Here is a 16,763-nt window from a genome sequence, read left to right as displayed (position 1 = left end):
AGTCTATCTGCGTTAATCAGAAAAGCTCTATTTCATCATTGTTTTGAATGTCGTTCTGCTCTTTCTCAAAATGATGTTTGTATATTTCTAAGGCTTCTTGTACAGAGCCGCCACGCATTAAATATTCAAACATCAGATGTTCTGCTTCCATGGTGTAGCTAGACTTAATGCCGTTTTGCACGTTTTTCCATGCATTGGGGTCACATATTTGATTGTCGCTACCTAGTAAGTCGCTGACTTTCTCTAAGCTGGTGCTGACATGATCTAAGCGCTGGCAAACTCTATCGTAAAATTGAAAGGCCTCGATAGAGGCGCTGATATTACTTTGCAGTTCAGTTGTTGTTGTGCTGACATCTTTTTTAAAGACATCAAGCTCCTCAGGATCATTAAGTTGCTTGGCTTGATCGGCTATAGAGTGGGTGTGGTTGGCAAGGCTGGTAAAGCTTTGGGTCAGTGTCTCAACAGACACGTTGCTGTCCCCAAGGGTGGCTTCAATTTGGCAGATTGCCAGATAGAGCATATTCACGGTTTCACGAACGTGAGACCAATCCTGACTTAATGACGAGACGCCCATTTCTCTGTCTTGGCTCATGAGCCTTCCTTGCTATTAATACGGTCATATTAAGCATAGGCTAGAGCAATTTTTTTGCTTCATTTTTCCTTATAAGCGGCTCTGGTTCACCCATGCGATGGCTGTATATAACGGCATAAGTCAGCACGTTTTGAACATAGCGGCGAGTTTCTTTAAATGGGATAGTTTCAATCCAGGTATCGAAGGCCAGTTCATGCTCTGTCTTGGCCTGCCAACGTTTAACTCTATGAGGGCCTGCGTTATAAGCTGCTGCAGCTAAAATACGATTGCCTTCATATTGCTCCAGTAATTGACTCAAGTAGAGACTGCCTAAGGCAATATTGTGTTCAGGCAGATACAGATCGGCAAGTTGATGCTTGATGCCACCTTTTTTGGCCGTTTGAGACGCTGTTTTGGGCATTAGTTGCATTAACCCTCGAGCACCAACGGGCGATTTTGCCTGAGGCGACATTGCGCTTTCTTGGCGGGCTACGGCGAAAATAAGGGTTGCATCGACGTTAGTATCTTTAGCGGCGTTAGTAACAAAGGACTCGTAGGCAAGGGGGAAGCGCATGGTTAATTGATCCCACTGTTTACCCATCGCCATGGCTTGAATTGCGCGATCGTAACGGCCCCACTCGGAAGCCAGTTTTGCAGCTGCAAGTAACTGCGCGGCCGACATATTAGATGTTTCGTAATACCACTCCGCATGTGCTTCTCGCTCACGTCCTGTTAGCCAGAGTTCATGAGCTCTTCGCATAGCTGGTCGCTGCTTTAACAGCTCTAATACCTGCTCATCGACTTTGCTATCTTGAGCTTGTAACTGGTAGTTTTGGCCCAAGAAATCTGAGGCCAAAAAGCCATAAAAACTGCGGTTTTTACTGAGCTCTAGATAGTGCTGTCTGGCCTGAACGGCATAATTCGGGTCAAGTTCAAGCTGAGCTCGGGTTTGCCAATAGCGCCAACGATCACTTTGCTGTTCTTTATTTGGCAGGAGTTCAATGCTGCTGACCACATCTGCCCAGCGCTGTTCTCTTAAGTAGCCGCGAATAAGCCGCTCTATGCTATTAACTTGGCGAACAGAAGGGCTACTTTCCAATAAGCGCTGCACATCGCTAAACTCGCCTTTACGTATCAAACGCTTAATAAGGTCGGTTTTGGTGTCGTAAACAATGGTTTCGTTGAAAATACGTGCCGCCTCATAACGTTCCCAGTGAGCAAGAGCCTCACTTGGGTGGCGCTTTGCATAACCTCTAATACCAAAGGCAATGACGCGCTGCGTATCCAGTGTTCGGGTGCGATAATTTTTATGCTGGCGTATCAGGTAGGGCTTAGCATCTAAATCTTGTACTTGCTTTATGTAAGTATCATAACTGGCGGGCAATAGAGAAGCGCAGTACCTTGCTAGGCCTCGTTTACCTGCCTGCATGCTTAAGAGAAAACGCTGCCAAGCGTAATCGTCTTGCCAGTAATCACTTTTACGCCACTTTTTGATTATGGGGTCGCACTCTTGAGGCAAAGAGCTAGGTTTGAGCCACAGGGCTTGTAAATCGTGCCAAACACTGTCATCACCACTGTCTGCACGCCAAAGCATATGGCTGCATCGAAGTGCAGTGTTCGCGAGTTCATCGTCGTACCAATAGAGGAATTTCTCACTGTTATTTTGTTTAGCAAGAATGTACAAATATTGTTTATGCAGATTTTTACCGAGATAGGTATCACTGTTCTTCTCTAAAAAGTCTTCAACAACAGCGTTATCAAGTGGCTTTAAAGCTTTGCGAGCGATGCTGTAGTCAAGGTAGAGGGCAAGAGGGTAGTCGCCTAATTGATCGTAATAGGATTGAAAGCTAACAAGGTCGCCTTTTTTTAGGCTGCTTTTGGCCAGTTCGTAGTGATAACGCTGCTGATCAAGCTCACTGGCCTGACTGCTTGTTCCAATTAACAGGCAGAGTAGGGCCAGCAGCGTTCGTACTTGCTTGGCTAGACTTAATAGACTCGATCTGCGATTAACGGTGTTATCTTTAGACATTGCGCTTTTGTACTACAAGGTGCTTGGGTCTGACCCTATCAAAATCACTGGCTAAGATCAGTTTGCTCAGTACTGAAGGCCATTACTTACTATTATTTTGGCGTAAAAGCTGGGTCGCTGCTAGAGATAAATCATTCTAAAGAGCGAATAAATCTCTTAAGTGCTGGGGTGTTGGCGGGCAATCGCTTATTATTCTGCGCTTTTGCTTTAGGAGAATCCTATGCCCTTGCTTCGACTGGAAAATGTGGATCTAGCTTTTGGAGAGCGCCACATTCTTGATCAGGCTTCTTTATTGCTCGATAAAGGCCAGCGAATAGGTCTAATTGGTCGCAATGGTGAGGGTAAATCGACGTTATTGCGTATCTTGTCAGGCAAACAAGAAGTGGATTCTGGCACGGTTTGGCGTCATCCAGACTTGCGTGTGTCGGTGGTAGAACAAGAACTTCCCCCCAGTTCTGAGCAAGCCGTTGCAGACTATGTTGCTCAGGGCAGCGCCCAACTTCTACACGACTTGGCTGAGTACGAGAAGGAGAGCCATACAGAAAGTCAAAGTCTTGATCGCCTAGCTGAGCTTCAGCAACGTATTGATACTGCTGATGGCTGGACCTTTGAGCACCGCTTAAATCGTATTCTTAAGCAAACAGGCTTAGATCAAGGCCAGAAACTAGCGGAGCTTAGTGGCGGTTGGCGCCGTAAGGCAGCTTTAGCACGCGCTTTAGTGAGTGAGCCTGATTTACTGTTATTAGACGAACCAACCAACCATTTAGACGTAGGCCTGATTCAATGGTTAGAAGAGTTCTTAACTAACTTTAAAGGCGCTGTGATCACCATCACCCATGATCGCGCCTTTTTGCGCGCCACATCGACTCAAATTGCAGAGCTTGATCGAGGCATCTTGACCTCATGGAAAGGCGATTACGGTCGTTTTCTGGAGTTCAAAAAACAAGAGCTTGAAAACGAGGCTAAACACAATGCCTTGTTTGATAAAAAACTAGCTCAAGAAGAAGCGTGGATACGTGAGGGGATTAAAGCCCGCCGTACACGCAATGAGGGCCGAGTTCGAGCACTAAAAAAATTGCGTGAGCAACGTGCTGAGCGCCGCAATGTAACTCAAATTGAGAAAATGGACATCACCGGTGGCACCGCCTCAGGCAAGCTGGTAGCAGAACTCAATTCTGTTTCCGTGGCTTTTGCCGAGCGTACGATCATTAAAGACTTCAGTAGTATCTTAATCAGAGGCGACAAAGTGGGTCTTATAGGGCCCAATGGTGCTGGTAAAAGTACCTTATTAAAACTCATTTTAGGCGAGTTAGAGCCTAGTTCAGGTAGCATTAAATGCGGTACACGTATCGATTTGGCCTACTTTGATCAGATGCGAGCCCAGCTAGATATGGAGCGCAACGTTGTTGATAACGTTGGTGAAGGGCGCCTTAGTGTCACGGTAGACGGCAAAGACAAGCATGTATTAAGTTACCTACAAGATTTTTTGTTTAGCCCTGAACGAGCACGAACCCCACTTAAGGCTCTGTCGGGAGGTGAGTGCGCTCGAGTCATGCTGGCCAAGCTCTTTTGCAAACCATCTAATTTACTGGTGATGGATGAGCCAACTAATGATCTCGATACTGAAACTCTGGAGCTACTAGAAAGTTTATTGGTTGATTATCAAGGTACAGTGCTGCTTGTCAGCCATGACCGAGAGTTTGTCGATAATGTTGTCTCTTCAAGTATTGTCTTTGAAGGCGACGGTAAACTAAGTGAATATGTTGGTGGTTATCAGGACTGGATTAATCAAGGGGGAAGCTGGGCTGCCATCAGCAATGAAGGGCAAGCCTCAGCGTCAAAACAGGCTGCCGCGCAAGCCAAAGTTGCAACTCAGAGCCCAAGTGATGACAAACCTAAAAAGAAGCTCAGTTACAAGCTTCAGCGCGAGCTGCAAAATCTACCAGAAAAGATAGAAAAAGCGGAAGCAAACATTGAGCAGCTTAATGCGCAAATGTGCGCTGCTGATTTTTATAGTCAAGAAGAGAAACAAGTTCAAGCGGTGTTGGCTGAGTTAGCCGATCAAGAGCAGAAGCTAAGCACTATGTACGAACGCTGGGAAGAACTTGATGCCATGTAAACATTTGGAGCGTGCTTAATGGTATGGCGCTTCTGTGATGCGCTTTATCTTCAGGTCGAAGCACCTTAAGCCAGAGTGTTACGACAAGGCGATATAGCCTCTGTCGCAACACTGCAGCTAATTTAAAATAAGCATGTGTTTATAGGATTTATCTTCTTAAACCCTAACAGCAAGAACATCAATTTCGGCGCCGTGCAATACACCATTAGCGGTTGAACCAAATAATAGGGCCAAGCCGTGCCGGCCATGGCTACCAACAACGATGAGATCTGCATGCTGCTCTTTAGCAACTTCATGAATTTCTGAAGATGTTTGGCCTACGGCAATAATTTGTTTGTGAGTATCTAGTTGCATGTCATCAACTAAAGCGGCCATGCGTTTCTTTGCTTGGCTCTCTATAATCGTTTGCGCTTCACTCATATCTAGAGGGACATCTCCACCATAAGCAAAGGCTAATGGCTCCACGATATGGCACAAACTGATATCAGCCCCCTGTGAGGCAGCTAAAGCTCGCGCTTTTGAGAGTACTGCTTCTGACTCCTTGCTCAAGTCCAGGGCTACCATAAGATGTTTATAGGTGCTCATACTTCCATTCTCCGTCATTAAGGTGCAGCATACGCGGCTCGAATACGCCAAACCTTAAGTTTATATCGCCAAGCCTTGCGCTTAAAGCCCTGAGATACTCTAGACATGCAGACTTACCTACCTTATTTAATGATAGTACTTGCTGTGTGTATGGCAGTTGGCCCAGTGATGATGTTGAAACCCAGTGCAAGGGCAAAGCGCCAAGCAGCGTTGCGAGCTGAAGCGGCCCAGCAGCATTTACTTGTGAGTATGCTCAGTCCAGATGATTTGGGCCTAAGGGTGAATTACCAGCTGCCTATTGAGCGAGCTTTAGAAGAGAGCGTAGTGGAATGGGAGCTTAGTCGGCAACGCTTTGAACATGGGGCTCATTTTCATAAAGATTGGGACTGGAGCGATAAGGACTTGCAGCAGAGCTCTGCAGGTTTGCCGCTACAGCGCTATTTAGATCAATTGCCTGAGTCGATTTGTGGGGTGGGGCAGAACCGTATTGGCTTGTATTTAGTTTGGCGGGAAAAGGGCTTGGGCCCAGAGCCTAAGGACATTATGCTTCAGTTAAGGTCTTGGCTGCTTGAGTTAAAGGCTTTGTAAACTGTCAAAGAAGACAGCATTAACTCTTAAGCCTCAGAACTTTCCTTAGGATTAAATTGAGCTTCAGGCATAAGATCTAAGCTAAGTGCTTTACGTTTATTGTTGGCAAGTTCAGCCAACTCTTTGATTAGTTTGTGGCGGCGCTCATCGGTTGAGTTGGCCTCCATAGCGCATTGGGTGGCTTTTTTATAAAAAGAAAAACCTCGTAGCACGTCTGTGCCACCCATGGATTTATGACCTTGCACCACTAAGCTCACCACGGCTGCCATCATTTTTGCCCAAGCAAGCTCTTCAATGAGTTGGTTCATTTGTGACAGTTCTAGTCGCCCGGCAGCTTGTCGCTTTCTAATAATGACACCTGCTTCATTCAAGGCAAATTGGGCCCTAGCTATTTGAGCATCGCTTTCGCGTATACGATTAAGCTGAACTTGAAACTCACTATTGTGGAGCTCATCTCGACGAGCGAGGGCGTTTTCCCTTGTAATCTCTAAGCTTTGACTTGAGGGAGCAAGTTCGAGCATGCCATCAAGTAAATCGATGATATGGTCGATAAGAATGCCTGTGATTACACGAGAACCTGTAAGCGTTTCAACTTCGACACTTAGCTCCTCAAGCTCAGCTACTTTCTTACGTAGCTTAACTAAGCGCTGATGTATCAATTTATGCCGCATTTGCCGATGATTAATGAGACTGACAAAAAATAACGCAAAAATAGCTAGAGCAATGCAGATTAAGACGATGGATTGATCTGACACTTTAAGGCCAATATATTTAAGCAAGGCAAGGCTAAACGGCTTGCATGTTAATAGAGATATACAGTCAGTATAGACAAGCGCGAGCTAAGTGATAAAACCAAATAGGGGCGTCGAAGTCCACATTTACAAAGTGGTTTTCTTGACCTTGGCATTCTTAGCACTTATATATGTGCACCTCAAAATCACGGCAAGCTCTCGCAAAAGCGCCTAGGCTGTGTTTTAGTAATAATAGAGAGAGCGTTTAAGATCTATTTTCGCTCAAAAAATCGACATTCGGTACAAGCCGTAAACTGGAGTAGCATGGGAAAGTCGTTAGTTATTGTCGAGTCACCGGCAAAAGCAAAAACGATTAACAAATATCTTGGTAAAGATTTTGTTGTTAAATCGAGCGTTGGTCATATTCGGGATTTACCCACCAGTGGTTCTAAGACAGAGCCTGTTGATGCAAAAGAGCGCGCCCGCCAAGCGGCTATAACGCGTAAATTGTCACCGGAACAAAAGGTGATTCATAAAGAGAAAAAATCGCGTGAACAGCTTATTAAGCGTATGGGCATTGACCCAGAGAATAATTGGCAAGCTGATTATCAAATCCTGCCCGGCAAAGAAAAGGTTGTAGCGGAATTACAAAAATTAGCGGAAAACGCTGACGACATCTATCTCGCAACGGATTTGGATAGAGAAGGAGAGGCCATTGCTTGGCATTTAAAGCAGGCCATTGGTGGTGAAGGCAAGCAGTATCATCGTGTTGTCTTTAATGAAATCACTAAGTCGGCCATTCAAGATGCGTTTAAACAGCCCGGTAAGGTTGATCAAAACCGTGTAAATGCTCAACAAGCACGACGTTTTCTCGACCGTGTAGTGGGCTATATGGTTTCCCCTTTGCTTTGGGAAAAAATCGCCCGAGGTTTAAGTGCCGGCCGTGTTCAGTCGGTTGCTGTGCGTCTTGTATCGGAGCGAGAGCGAGAAATTCGTGCTTTTATTCCAGAAGAATACTGGACAGTGCATGCAAATTTAGCTGCAGGTGCTGCCGAGAAGCTTTACTGTGAAGTTAAAAAACAAAACGGCGATGCATTCAAACCGGTTAATGAAGAGCAGTGTATGGCTGCGGTTACTGCTCTTAAAGGCAGTAACTACACAGTATCAAAGCGTGAAGATAAACCTACCAGTTCTAAACCCAGCGCGCCTTTTATTACCTCAACGTTGCAGCAAGCTGCATCTACGCGCTTAGGTTTTGGTGTAAAGAAAACCATGATGATGGCTCAGCGTCTTTATGAAGCGGGTTACATCACCTATATGCGTACCGATTCAACAGCATTAAGCAAAGATGCGGTTGAATCCTGTCGCAATTTTGTTGAAGAGAACTTTGGTTCAAAGTACTTACCTAAAGAAGCTCGCAATTACAGCTCTTCAAATAGCAATGCTCAAGAGGCTCACGAAGCCATTCGACCTTCAAATGTTGAGCTAAAGGGCAGCCAGCTCACTGGTATGGAGCGCGATGCTGAGCGTTTATACCAGCTAATTTGGAATCAATTTGTTGCGTGTCAGATGAAAGAAGCTGAATTCACATCAACCAGTATTGTGGTTAGCGCCGGTGATTTTGAGCTACGCGCTCGCGGTCGTGTGATGCGCTTTGACGGTTACACCAAAGTCATGCCGCTTGCACCGAAAAAAGATGAAGACGGCATCTTGCCTGATGTCAAAGTGGGCGATGCACTTAACTTAAATGAGCTGTTGCCCAAGCAGCACTTTACTAAGCCTATTGCTCGCTTTTCAGAAGCAAGTCTGGTGAAAGAGCTGGAAAAACGCGGCATCGGCCGTCCATCTACCTACGCGTCTATTATCTCAACCATTCAAGATCGCGGTTATGTGCATCTTGAAAACAAGCGCTTTTATGCCGACAAAATGGGTGACATTGTTACCGAGCGCCTTGTAGAAAGTTTTGAAGAACTGATGGATTTTGGCTTTACCGCAAGCATGGAAGAGCGCTTGGATGATGTGGCAGAAGGGCGCCGAGATTGGGTAGATCTACTCGATGAGTTTTATGGCGATTTCACCCAGTCTTTATCAAAAGCCAAAGATGCCGATGCAGGTATGCGTCGCAATGAACCTGTATCCACCGATATAGAGTGCAGTAACTGTGGCCGTGATATGCAAATTCGCACCGGCAGTACCGGTGTTTTTCTAGGTTGCTCTGGCTATCAGTTGCCACCTAAAGAGCGCTGTAAAAACACCATGAATTTGGTCTCGGGCGATGAAGCCGTAGGCTCTGAAGACGAAGAGGTGGAACTGCAACAACTGCGTATGAAGCGCCGCTGTCCTATCTGCAATACCGCGATGGATAGTTACCTGCTTGACGAAAGCCGTAAAATTCATATCTGTGGCAACAACCCAGATTGTGACGGCTACGAAGTTGAGAAAGGTGAGTTTCGTATCAAAGGTTATGATGGCCCCGTTATCGAGTGTGATAAGTGTGGCTCTGATATGCAGTTAAAATCAGGACGATTTGGTAAGTATTTTGGCTGTACCAGCGATGATTGTAAAAATACACGTAAGCTATTAAAAAATGGTGAAGCCGCACCTCCCAAAATGGACCCGGTGCCGATGCCTGAGCTTAAGTGTGAAAAGGTCGATGACACTTATGTTTTGCGTGATGGTGCTGCGGGTATGTTTTTGGCGGCCAGTGGTTTCCCTAAAAACCGCGAGACTCGAGCCCCAAAGGTGCTAGAGATATTACCTCATGCCTCTGAAATTGACCCTAAATATAATTTTTTACTCAAGGCTCCCACTGAAGATAGTGACGGCAATGAAGCGATAATTCGCTTTAGCAGAAAGTCAAAAGAGCACTATGTGCAAACAGAAATAAATGGTAAGCCAAGCGGTTGGCGCGCTACCTACGAAGGCAGTAAGTGGGTCATCGAAGAGAAGGCTAAAGCTAAGCCCAAGGCAAAAGCCAAACCTAAAGCTAAAAAAGCGCCCGCTAAAAAGAAATAACATGGCCTTATCACAGTTAGAGCAGTTAGAACTCAGTACGCAGAAGCTACGCATGCTTCAGCAAAACCTGGCTGTTTTAACTGATCTAAAAGGTTTTGCACGCAGCAGCTTTTTATACGCTTCACTACTGCAATACAGAGATATGCTTGAGCAATTAGCTCGAGCTTTGGGTTTAAATGTTCGCAATCTTATCGTTCAAAATAAAGAGCTTTCTGAGCTAGAGGCTCTTTACCTTATCTTTTCGAGTCTAGATCAAAGCAAAACAACGTGGCGTCAACAGCATACAAGTGCTGAAACGCCAGCCTCACTCATTGCTTCAAATGCTGCTGAGGCAGCTCAGCACTGGACCGATACTGAGCCAGACTACTTGCTCGGCTCTCTCGCTCTATGCGAGCGTTTTATCTCATTAAAATCTCAACTAAGCGGCGAATACTAAAGCCTGCCTACATCTGCTACAATCGCCGGCCTTTTGTCCATTACCTTGCAGTATTATGTCCGACCTTTATGAAATTGTAGAATTACCCGATGGTGAAATTGCTTTACGTCGTGCAGGGGAAGAAGAGGACGGGGACCCACTAGTAACCATTAGCTTTTCAGAAGAAGCCTTGTACTTTCTAAATCAATCTAAGTTTGCGGTTGCCAAAGCGATGATCGAAGCGGGTTTGGATGCGGCAACAGAAGAAGGTGCAGATGAAGCCTCTGAAGAGCATCTTGAGAATTCAGTTCCAACGGTTTTTCATTAGATTGTAGGCTAGAGCCTTAAAAGCCCTAGCGCTAGTAATGTAGCATGTTGGCTGTTTAGCCTTTTACCACAACGCATCAAGTTGATCGCGCTCTTTGCCACTATGTAGTGGTTTAATCTCTGCCAAGAGGCTAACAAGCTCTTCTAAGATGTTTTCATGCATTTCCGCTTTTGTATTTGCATAGAGTAAATCATCAAGACTTTCTAGCTTTTGTAGAAGCTCAAGTGCCCCTTGCGCTCTTAAGTAAGAATAAAACTCCTGCAGGTTAGAGCAGCGATAAACCTCGCGAACCTGTCTTGCCAGCTCAACGCGAAACTCAGAAGCAGACTTAGATTCAGCTAGGCTCTTGAGAGCGGCAAGGTCCAATGTGAGCTGATTTACTTTGCTTTGAGTTTTAGTCTTTTTACGGAATATAGGTGTTTTTTGCTGAGAGTAGAGCTTCACAACAACAAATGCTAAAACAATATTAAGCAAAGCAGATAAGGTTAAGATACCAATCAGCAACTTAGAGGGGCCAGATGCAAGAGTGTCGACGTTTCTTGCAGGCGCTTGCTGATTACTTAAACGAGAAGCTTGTACTTCGGTTTGTTTCACTTCTTGCCCTGGAGACAAAGCAATGCTCTGCTCTGGTAGGCTTGCGTATTCGAGTTCATTCGTTACGGTATTCCACCAAGGCACGGATATACCTGCAACTTTTGAACGTTCAGAGTTGAGTACAATAGCAGCACTCTCTTTACGTGTACTGACTAAACCAAATTGGTCTTCAGCATCTTCCAAATTAGGCTGTTCTAAATACACTTTTTGTTCAGCACTGCTGCTATCTTCCAATATATGAGGCAGCTGTGCCGACTCTAAGCCACTCACTTTAAGGCTGATTTCTCGAGTGATGGGTGTGCCTAATTTAAATTCAAGCGGTGAGCTACTCCAGCGCTGGCTTAATTCGACCGAGCGAGCAGGAAGCCACTGCGCATCGGCTGGAAATTCATCGGGTATTGATCGGATACGGATCACTTTTTCACCGCTGCGAAGTTTATATGCCTGAGTGCGGCTAAAGCTGCCAAATAGGGCGCGTGAACGTCCACCTTGTAATACGTCTATTTGCCAATCCAGTGGTGGAATGACTAAGGTGCCGCTGCGCTGAGGCAAGATAGCGTAGTTAATTTCGATAACCTGATAATGCTGGCCATCAATGGTTCTTTGGTAGCGTTTTGACTCTAGCTGCTTCACAACGGCATCATTGAGTTTCAATTCTTCCGCGTTAATATCGTTTACGCTGACTTTATAATAAAGTCGATAACTTAATTTTAGTTGCTCTTGAACATAGGCCGAGCCCTTATCAACAATGGTCTCGATCATTAAGTTTTCTAATGTCGACGGAGCTTGGCTTTGCTCATGAACCGTAATTTCAATAGGAGATGTCGTCTCACCTACCAGTGTGAAAGGGGGGATAAGTAATTTGCCCTTATGTTTTGGTTCAAGCTGTATCGTCCACTGATTAATATAAGTCGTGTGGCCGTTGATGGTGTTTCGACTTGAGGAAGGGTAGGCGCGTTTGAGTTCAAAGTTATGTCGCAGCTTATCGATATCAGGTACTTTGCCTTGATTATCACCTTCAAAAATCAGTTGTAGCTCTAAGGTTTCTCCAAGGGCAAGTTCGCTCCTGTTTACCGAAGCGCTGAAGCCTGCAAAAACATCATGCGCTAATAATAAGGAGACAATGAAAATAATGAGGTGTTTTTTATTAAGCATCTTTTTATAACATATCTGAGTATAAAACATGGGGCTACCAGCGTTGCTGTGTTTCATCAGGTGCTGCACGATAGCGCTGCTGTCGTTGTATTTTCTGCTGACGATATTGTTGTTCAAATTTGTTGCGCAAGAGAGTGCTTGGGTCATCAGGAACCTTTCTTAGCCACTGTTCGAGAGCTTGATCTTCCTCGCTTAGTCTCTCTACTTCACGATACTGTTCTTGCGCTTGCTGCTGAGCCTGCTCTTGTTCTGCTTGCTCTTGCTTGGCTTCGGCCGCTTTTTGAGCTTGCTGTTGAGCTTCTTCGCTCTGCGGGTCGGGGCTAGGCTGCTCCGAGCTTTCTTGTTTGTTGTAGTGTTGATCTAAAGCTTCTTTATCGGATTTTTGCTCGGTATCCGCTTTGTTACTAGAGGCCTCTTGCTCATTATTTTGTTCAGTGTCATTTTTAGAGCCCTGTTGTGAACCTGAGTCAGAATCAGAATTCTGCTTAGGTGAATCTTGTGACTCATTTTGCTCTTGCTGGGATTCAGATTGCTCCTGCTGTGACTGACCATCCTGGTTTTGCTCATTTTGCTCTTGCTCGTTGCTGTCTTCACTAGCGCCGTCTTGCTTTTGTTGTTCATCCTGCTGGTTTTGGTCTTGCTCAGACTGGTCCTGATTTTGTTGTTCTTGTTGCTCTTGCTGTTTTAGTAGTTGCTCAATAATCGCTTTATTTTTTTGCGCATCCTGCATATCAGGTTGTTGCTCTAAGGCTTGTTCATATTTTTCTAGGGCCTTTTCTAGCTGACCACTTAGAGCCAAGCTATTTGCCGAGTTATAAGCTGCTTCTGGACCTTGCAACTGCCCCCATAACTCAGCAGCTTCTTGGTACTGACCATTTTTATAAAGCGAAGAGGCTTTCCATTCAGGATCATTAAAAAGCGTCTGTGCTTTATCGTAGTTTCCTTCTTCAAAAGCGTTATAGGCTCGTTGATCTGGGGTTTTCCAGACATCGCTTACAACATTAGCTTCTGTGTAATGACCATAAAAACTCATGCCCAGGAGCAAACAGATAAATTGTCCTCGGCGAAAAGCGAACAGAAATAAAAATAAAGCAGGTATAAGTAAGTAGGGGCCAAGGTCTTGCCATTGCTCGCCATTAAATTCAGATTGGCTGTCACCAATAGAGCTGTCTTTCAGCGCAAAATCAAAAAGGGTATTAAGGTCTAAGTCATCATTACTAAATGGGATGTAAAGTGCATTTAAGCTGTTAGCTGCTGCTTGCATTTGTTCATGATCAAGTTGGGCAACAACGATATTGCCATCGCTTTTACGCGCAAAATTACCATCAGCTAAGGGGATTGGGCCACCAGAGGCAGTACCGATTCCCCAAATGCTATAGTGGTTTTTACTCTTCTTGGTTATGTTTTTTAAGTTAGTCAATGCACTGCTATCAATGCCGTCGCTCACAACAATAATGTTGGCCGGTTGTGCGCCTGCATCACGAACTAAGTTTTCAGCGAGTTGCAAGCCTGCTTCAATATTTGAACCAGGGCTTGGCATGATAGCAGGGCTTAAATTCGGTAGCAGGGACTTTAAGGTCTTATTGTCATCAGATAAAGGAGTGACAATATGCGCATCACCGGAATAAACAACTAAAGCGGTTAAACCATCTTTACGTGAATTTAATAAGTCCTGAAGCTTGAGTTGAGCGCGCTTAATACGCGAAGGCTGTATGTCATTAATCGCCATCGATGGACTCAAATCCAAAACGATAACAACAGCTTGCTGGTTTTGTTGGGCATTTGTTTTTTGTTTAAGCCATGTTGGCCCAGCTAGGGCTAAGATTAAAAGAGCCCCTAGCAAAACCAGAAAGTAAGAGTTGCTTTTATTGTTACTCGACTCGGTGCCAGCTAATACATTCAAAAAACGCGCATCGATCGCTTTTTTCCAGCGAGTGCTTGCTTGGTTATGGCGAAAATTCATCCATGTAAAATAGATAAGAGGGATCAAAGCCAAAAGTAGCCATGGACGCAGAAAATGAAATTGAGTGATAAGTTCGGTCATACAACTGTCAAGATCGCTGAGCTGTTAGTGTCTGCATTGATACAAGCAAGCCAAGCAGTAGTAGGCTTATTGTCAATGGCCAGTAAAAGAGATTAATAATGGGGCGCACCTGCTTTTCTTCTAAGTCGATCATTTCAATTTTATTAAGCGTTTCATACACCTTCATTAACTCTTTAGGATCATGCGCAATAAAGTACTCACCGCCTGTCTTTTCAGCGATATCGCTGAGGCTTTTCTGATCTACATGACGACGGTTAAAACGATCATAAGGTGCTACCGCTACAGTATGAACCGTGACGCCAGCCTGCTGGGCTAACTGAGCTGCTTGCTCAGGTTCGATATTACCCGAGGTGTTAGCACCATCAGTTAATAGGATTAGAACACGTTGGCTCTCGGGCTGGTCTTTAAGCTGCTTCACAGCCAAAGCAATAGCATCCCCTATGGCTGTTTTAGGGCCAGCTATACCTAAGCTTGCCTCTTGTAGCAAAGTGTTAACAGTGACCAGATCGTAGGTGAGGGGGGCTTGCAAATAAGCACCGCTGCCAAAGAGTATTAAACCGACTCGATCGCCTTCTCGTTTATTTAAAAAGTCTGCAAGTATGTATTTGGCAACATCAATTCGCCTGAACCACTCTGTTTGAATGGGCATGTCGTTTTTTTTCATGCTATCGCTAATGTCAACAGCAAGCATAAGGTCTCGACCACTTGAGCTCATACTTTGCGCTTCGCCCAAACGAACTGGCTGCGACAGGGCAACAATAAAAGCAAACCACGCCCCAGATAAAAGAAGCAAGCTTAATAATCTGGCTGTACCGCCGGTGAGACTTTGCATTGGTTTAGCTGCACTGGCCCTAGCAAAGAAGGGCGCATTTAAAGAACGCTCTTTTCTATCTTGAGGCTTTAAATACCGATAGGCTAATAGGGGCAGAGGTAATAATAAGAACACCCAAGGCCAATGAATATCAAACATGAGCCCCCACCTTGTTACGACTGATAAGATGTCTCAAAGGGCGAATCCGCTTTTTGTCTGTTCTATGTTTTCTAGTCCACTGCTTGGCAAGTTCAACAAGAGCTTGGATTGCCTCTTCATCTTTAAATAATTGTGCTTCGGAGGCGTTTGGAGCAGCGAGTGATAGCTGTAACCAAGCATCAATCTGAGATTCAAAAAGCGTACGTTGTGCATCATTAAAAACACCTCTTTCATCTAATAAAGTGCGATACCAGCGTTCGCCATATAAAGCGGCTTTATGTTTGCGGCCAATAAAAATAAAACACCGTTTTAATAATATATTAACGGCTTCAATCACTTGCTGCGTGCTTAAATTGCCACCATTCAGCGCTAATGCATCTAAGCGTTCAACTAAATGCCTGCGATAGGCTTTGGCTTGGTGCCTTTTGAAGGCAACAATAGTGAATACTGTCACTATAAGTAAAAGCGAAGTCAGTATTAACCACTGGTGCATAGCCAAAGGCCAGAGTGAAGGCGCTTCTGTTAGGTGGATATCTGATAATGCTGAAAGCAACTGTTGCTGCATCGGATTATCTTGCACAGGGTTTGCCTGACTAGCTTGCGCCCCCTGACTAATAGGACTATTCATTTAGCCTCCTTAAGCGTATTACTTTGCTCAAGCGCGGGGCTTAAATTGGAATGAATTAATTCGTTCACTCTATGTGCGGTACTAAAGGCATGATAAGTAATTTTGTATTTTAAACATAAAGCTTCAATGGTCTCATTTAATTGATGCCACGAGTGACTGTATTCTTTTTGAAAGCGCTTGCTGTTTAAATTGACCTGAATTTGCTCGTCGCCATTGCTTAAATTTACAGAGCCCAACTTAGGTAAGTGGGCTTCTAAGGGATCGGATACGTGGAAAAAACGCAGCTCATTGTGGCGTGCAAGTAATGCTAGGGATTTTTCACTGCTTTGGCTAAGGTCATGAAAATCACTAATCAAGTAAATTAAGGAGCCAGGTCTTGCAATACGCAGAGCCTCTTCAAGCATGGTATCTAAAGAAAATGCCGTATTTGTATCACTAGAAGCTTGTTGTACTTGTGGATTTTGTTGATGTAGTTGCTGGTTGTACTCAACAATATGGTTGATAAACTGAAGGCTGGATTTTTTTCCTTGGCGTGGGCGTAAGTCGCATTGGCTATGATCATTAAAGATCAAACTGCCAATGCGGTCATGCCCTGCATATGCTTGCCAACAGCATAGTGCTGCTAAGCGTGCTGCAAGCACGGATTTAAATTGCACCTGACTGCCAAAAAACATACTTTTGCGCTGATCTAAGAGCACAAATACCGGGCGCTCTTTTTCTTCTTCAAAAAGCTTGGTGTGGGTGCGCTGCGTTCTAGCGGTTACTCGCCAATCAATATTTCGTACATCGTCACCGGCTTGATAGTGACGGACTTCGGCAAAGCTCATGCCTCGCCCTCGAGCCCGAGAGCTATGAGCCCCAGCCAGTGAGCGCAAAGATGCACGGGCTTTAGACAAATGAAAATCTTTAGCCAGCAAGCGCAATTGCACTAATTCAGAGGCATCAACACAGATGCCATCGAGTTCTGATTTTTTCACAGCGGTCTCTGTAG

14 protein-coding genes are annotated in these 16,763 nt (G+C 44.9%); 5 read left to right on the top strand and 9 right to left on the bottom strand.

The window, feature by feature from the left end; all coding sequences use genetic code 11:
* Positions 1–16: 16 nt before the first annotated feature.
* The gene (locus tag AB1S55_RS13435; RefSeq protein WP_370978694.1) at positions 17–592 is read right to left on the bottom strand and encodes a hypothetical protein; all 576 of its coding nucleotides are present in this window, start codon (positions 590–592) and stop codon (positions 17–19) included.
* Positions 593–632: 40 nt separating this feature from the next.
* Positions 633–2,600: a transglycosylase SLT domain-containing protein gene (locus AB1S55_RS13430; RefSeq protein WP_370978693.1), complete on the bottom strand. Its 1,968-nt coding sequence runs from the start codon at positions 2,598–2,600 to the stop codon at positions 633–635.
* Between the two features lie 220 nt (positions 2,601–2,820).
* Between AB1S55_RS13430 and AB1S55_RS13425 the strand changes: the two genes are divergently transcribed.
* Positions 2,821–4,719: an ATP-binding cassette domain-containing protein gene (locus tag AB1S55_RS13425; protein WP_370978692.1), complete on the top strand. Its 1,899-nt coding sequence runs from the start codon at positions 2,821–2,823 to the stop codon at positions 4,717–4,719.
* Between the two features lie 156 nt (positions 4,720–4,875).
* On the opposite strand, the gene AB1S55_RS13420 is transcribed toward AB1S55_RS13425, so the two are convergent.
* Entirely contained in the window at positions 4,876–5,304 is a 429-nt protein-coding gene (locus AB1S55_RS13420; RefSeq protein ID WP_370978691.1) for a universal stress protein, read from the bottom strand.
* Between the two features lie 105 nt (positions 5,305–5,409).
* On the opposite strand from AB1S55_RS13420, the gene AB1S55_RS13415 reads away from it, so the two are divergent.
* On the top strand, positions 5,410–5,892 hold the full coding sequence (locus AB1S55_RS13415) for a hypothetical protein (RefSeq protein WP_370978690.1): 483 nt from the start codon (positions 5,410–5,412) through the stop codon (positions 5,890–5,892).
* 26 nt (positions 5,893–5,918) lie between these two features.
* Here the strand turns inward: AB1S55_RS13415 and AB1S55_RS13410 are convergent, their stop codons facing one another.
* On the bottom strand, positions 5,919–6,647 hold the full coding sequence (locus tag AB1S55_RS13410; RefSeq protein ID WP_370978689.1) for a hypothetical protein: 729 nt from the start codon (positions 6,645–6,647) through the stop codon (positions 5,919–5,921).
* A gap of 300 nt (positions 6,648–6,947) precedes the next feature.
* Between AB1S55_RS13410 and topA the strand changes: the two genes are divergently transcribed.
* Genes topA through AB1S55_RS13395 form a run of 3 tightly spaced genes read left to right on the top strand, consistent with a single transcriptional unit; the run spans position 6,948 to position 10,381 of the window.
* The gene (gene topA, locus AB1S55_RS13405) at positions 6,948–9,638 is read left to right on the top strand and encodes a type I DNA topoisomerase (protein WP_370978688.1); all 2,691 of its coding nucleotides are present in this window, start codon (positions 6,948–6,950) and stop codon (positions 9,636–9,638) included.
* Position 9,639: 1 nt separating this feature from the next.
* Positions 9,640–10,074 (top strand): hypothetical protein, encoded by a 435-nt coding sequence (locus AB1S55_RS13400; RefSeq protein ID WP_370978687.1) that lies wholly within the window; start codon positions 9,640–9,642, stop codon positions 10,072–10,074.
* A gap of 55 nt (positions 10,075–10,129) precedes the next feature.
* Entirely contained in the window at positions 10,130–10,381 is a 252-nt protein-coding gene (locus AB1S55_RS13395) for a hypothetical protein (protein WP_370978686.1), read from the top strand.
* Positions 10,382–10,444: 63 nt separating this feature from the next.
* Here AB1S55_RS13395 and AB1S55_RS13390 read toward each other — a convergent pair whose 3' ends face one another.
* The 5 genes from AB1S55_RS13390 to AB1S55_RS13370 are packed head-to-tail and all read right to left on the bottom strand — an operon-like array spanning position 10,445 to position 16,749.
* Entirely contained in the window at positions 10,445–12,187 is a 1,743-nt protein-coding gene (locus AB1S55_RS13390) for a BatD family protein (RefSeq protein WP_370978685.1), read from the bottom strand.
* Positions 12,165–14,174 carry a VWA domain-containing protein gene (locus AB1S55_RS13385; protein WP_370978684.1) on the bottom strand — a complete coding sequence of 670 codons (2,010 nt, stop codon included), beginning with the start codon at positions 14,172–14,174 and terminating at the stop codon, positions 12,165–12,167. The genes AB1S55_RS13390 and AB1S55_RS13385 overlap by 23 nt, the downstream gene beginning before the upstream one ends.
* A gap of 7 nt (positions 14,175–14,181) precedes the next feature.
* On the bottom strand, positions 14,182–15,144 hold the full coding sequence (locus AB1S55_RS13380) for a VWA domain-containing protein (RefSeq protein WP_370978683.1): 963 nt from the start codon (positions 15,142–15,144) through the stop codon (positions 14,182–14,184).
* A complete protein-coding gene (locus tag AB1S55_RS13375; RefSeq protein WP_370978682.1) occupies positions 15,137–15,772 on the bottom strand; it encodes a DUF4381 domain-containing protein in 636 nt (211 codons plus the stop codon). The genes AB1S55_RS13380 and AB1S55_RS13375 overlap by 8 nt, the downstream gene beginning before the upstream one ends.
* Complete coding sequence (locus AB1S55_RS13370) at positions 15,769–16,749, bottom strand: DUF58 domain-containing protein (protein WP_370978681.1); 981 nt, start codon at positions 16,747–16,749, stop codon at positions 15,769–15,771. The genes AB1S55_RS13375 and AB1S55_RS13370 overlap by 4 nt, the downstream gene beginning before the upstream one ends.
* Between the last annotated feature and the right edge of the window lie 14 nt (positions 16,750–16,763).

Origin of the sequence: Agaribacterium sp. ZY112 (assembly GCF_041346925.1) — a bacterium.
Taxonomy (GTDB): domain Bacteria; phylum Pseudomonadota; class Gammaproteobacteria; order Pseudomonadales; family Cellvibrionaceae; genus Agaribacterium.
Note: the sequence above shows the minus strand (reverse complement) of the source record. Positions and strands in the feature narration are given on the sequence as shown.

Bases quoted from the DNA above. Each gene is read 5' to 3' on its own strand.
- AB1S55_RS13435 (WP_370978694.1), bottom strand. From the start codon at position 592: ATGAGCCAAGACAGAGAAATGGGCGTCTCGTCATTAAGTCAGGATTGG.
- AB1S55_RS13420 (WP_370978691.1), bottom strand. From the start codon at position 5,304: ATGAGCACCTATAAACATCTTATGGTAGCCCTGGACTTGAGCAAGGAG.
- AB1S55_RS13415 (WP_370978690.1), top strand. From the start codon at position 5,410: ATGCAGACTTACCTACCTTATTTAATGATAGTACTTGCTGTGTGTATG.
- AB1S55_RS13385 (WP_370978684.1), bottom strand. From the start codon at position 14,174: ATGACCGAACTTATCACTCAATTTCATTTTCTGCGTCCATGGCTACTT.
- AB1S55_RS13380 (WP_370978683.1), bottom strand. From the start codon at position 15,144: ATGTTTGATATTCATTGGCCTTGGGTGTTCTTATTATTACCTCTGCCC.
- AB1S55_RS13425 (WP_370978692.1), top strand. From the start codon at position 2,821: ATGCCCTTGCTTCGACTGGAAAATGTGGATCTAGCTTTTGGAGAGCGC.
- AB1S55_RS13430 (WP_370978693.1), bottom strand. From the start codon at position 2,600: ATGTCTAAAGATAACACCGTTAATCGCAGATCGAGTCTATTAAGTCTA.
- AB1S55_RS13390 (WP_370978685.1), bottom strand. From the start codon at position 12,187: ATGAAACACAGCAACGCTGGTAGCCCCATGTTTTATACTCAGATATGT.
- topA (WP_370978688.1), top strand. From the start codon at position 6,948: ATGGGAAAGTCGTTAGTTATTGTCGAGTCACCGGCAAAAGCAAAAACG.
- AB1S55_RS13400 (WP_370978687.1), top strand. From the start codon at position 9,640: ATGGCCTTATCACAGTTAGAGCAGTTAGAACTCAGTACGCAGAAGCTA.
- AB1S55_RS13375 (WP_370978682.1), bottom strand. From the start codon at position 15,772: ATGAATAGTCCTATTAGTCAGGGGGCGCAAGCTAGTCAGGCAAACCCT.
- AB1S55_RS13395 (WP_370978686.1), top strand. From the start codon at position 10,130: ATGTCCGACCTTTATGAAATTGTAGAATTACCCGATGGTGAAATTGCT.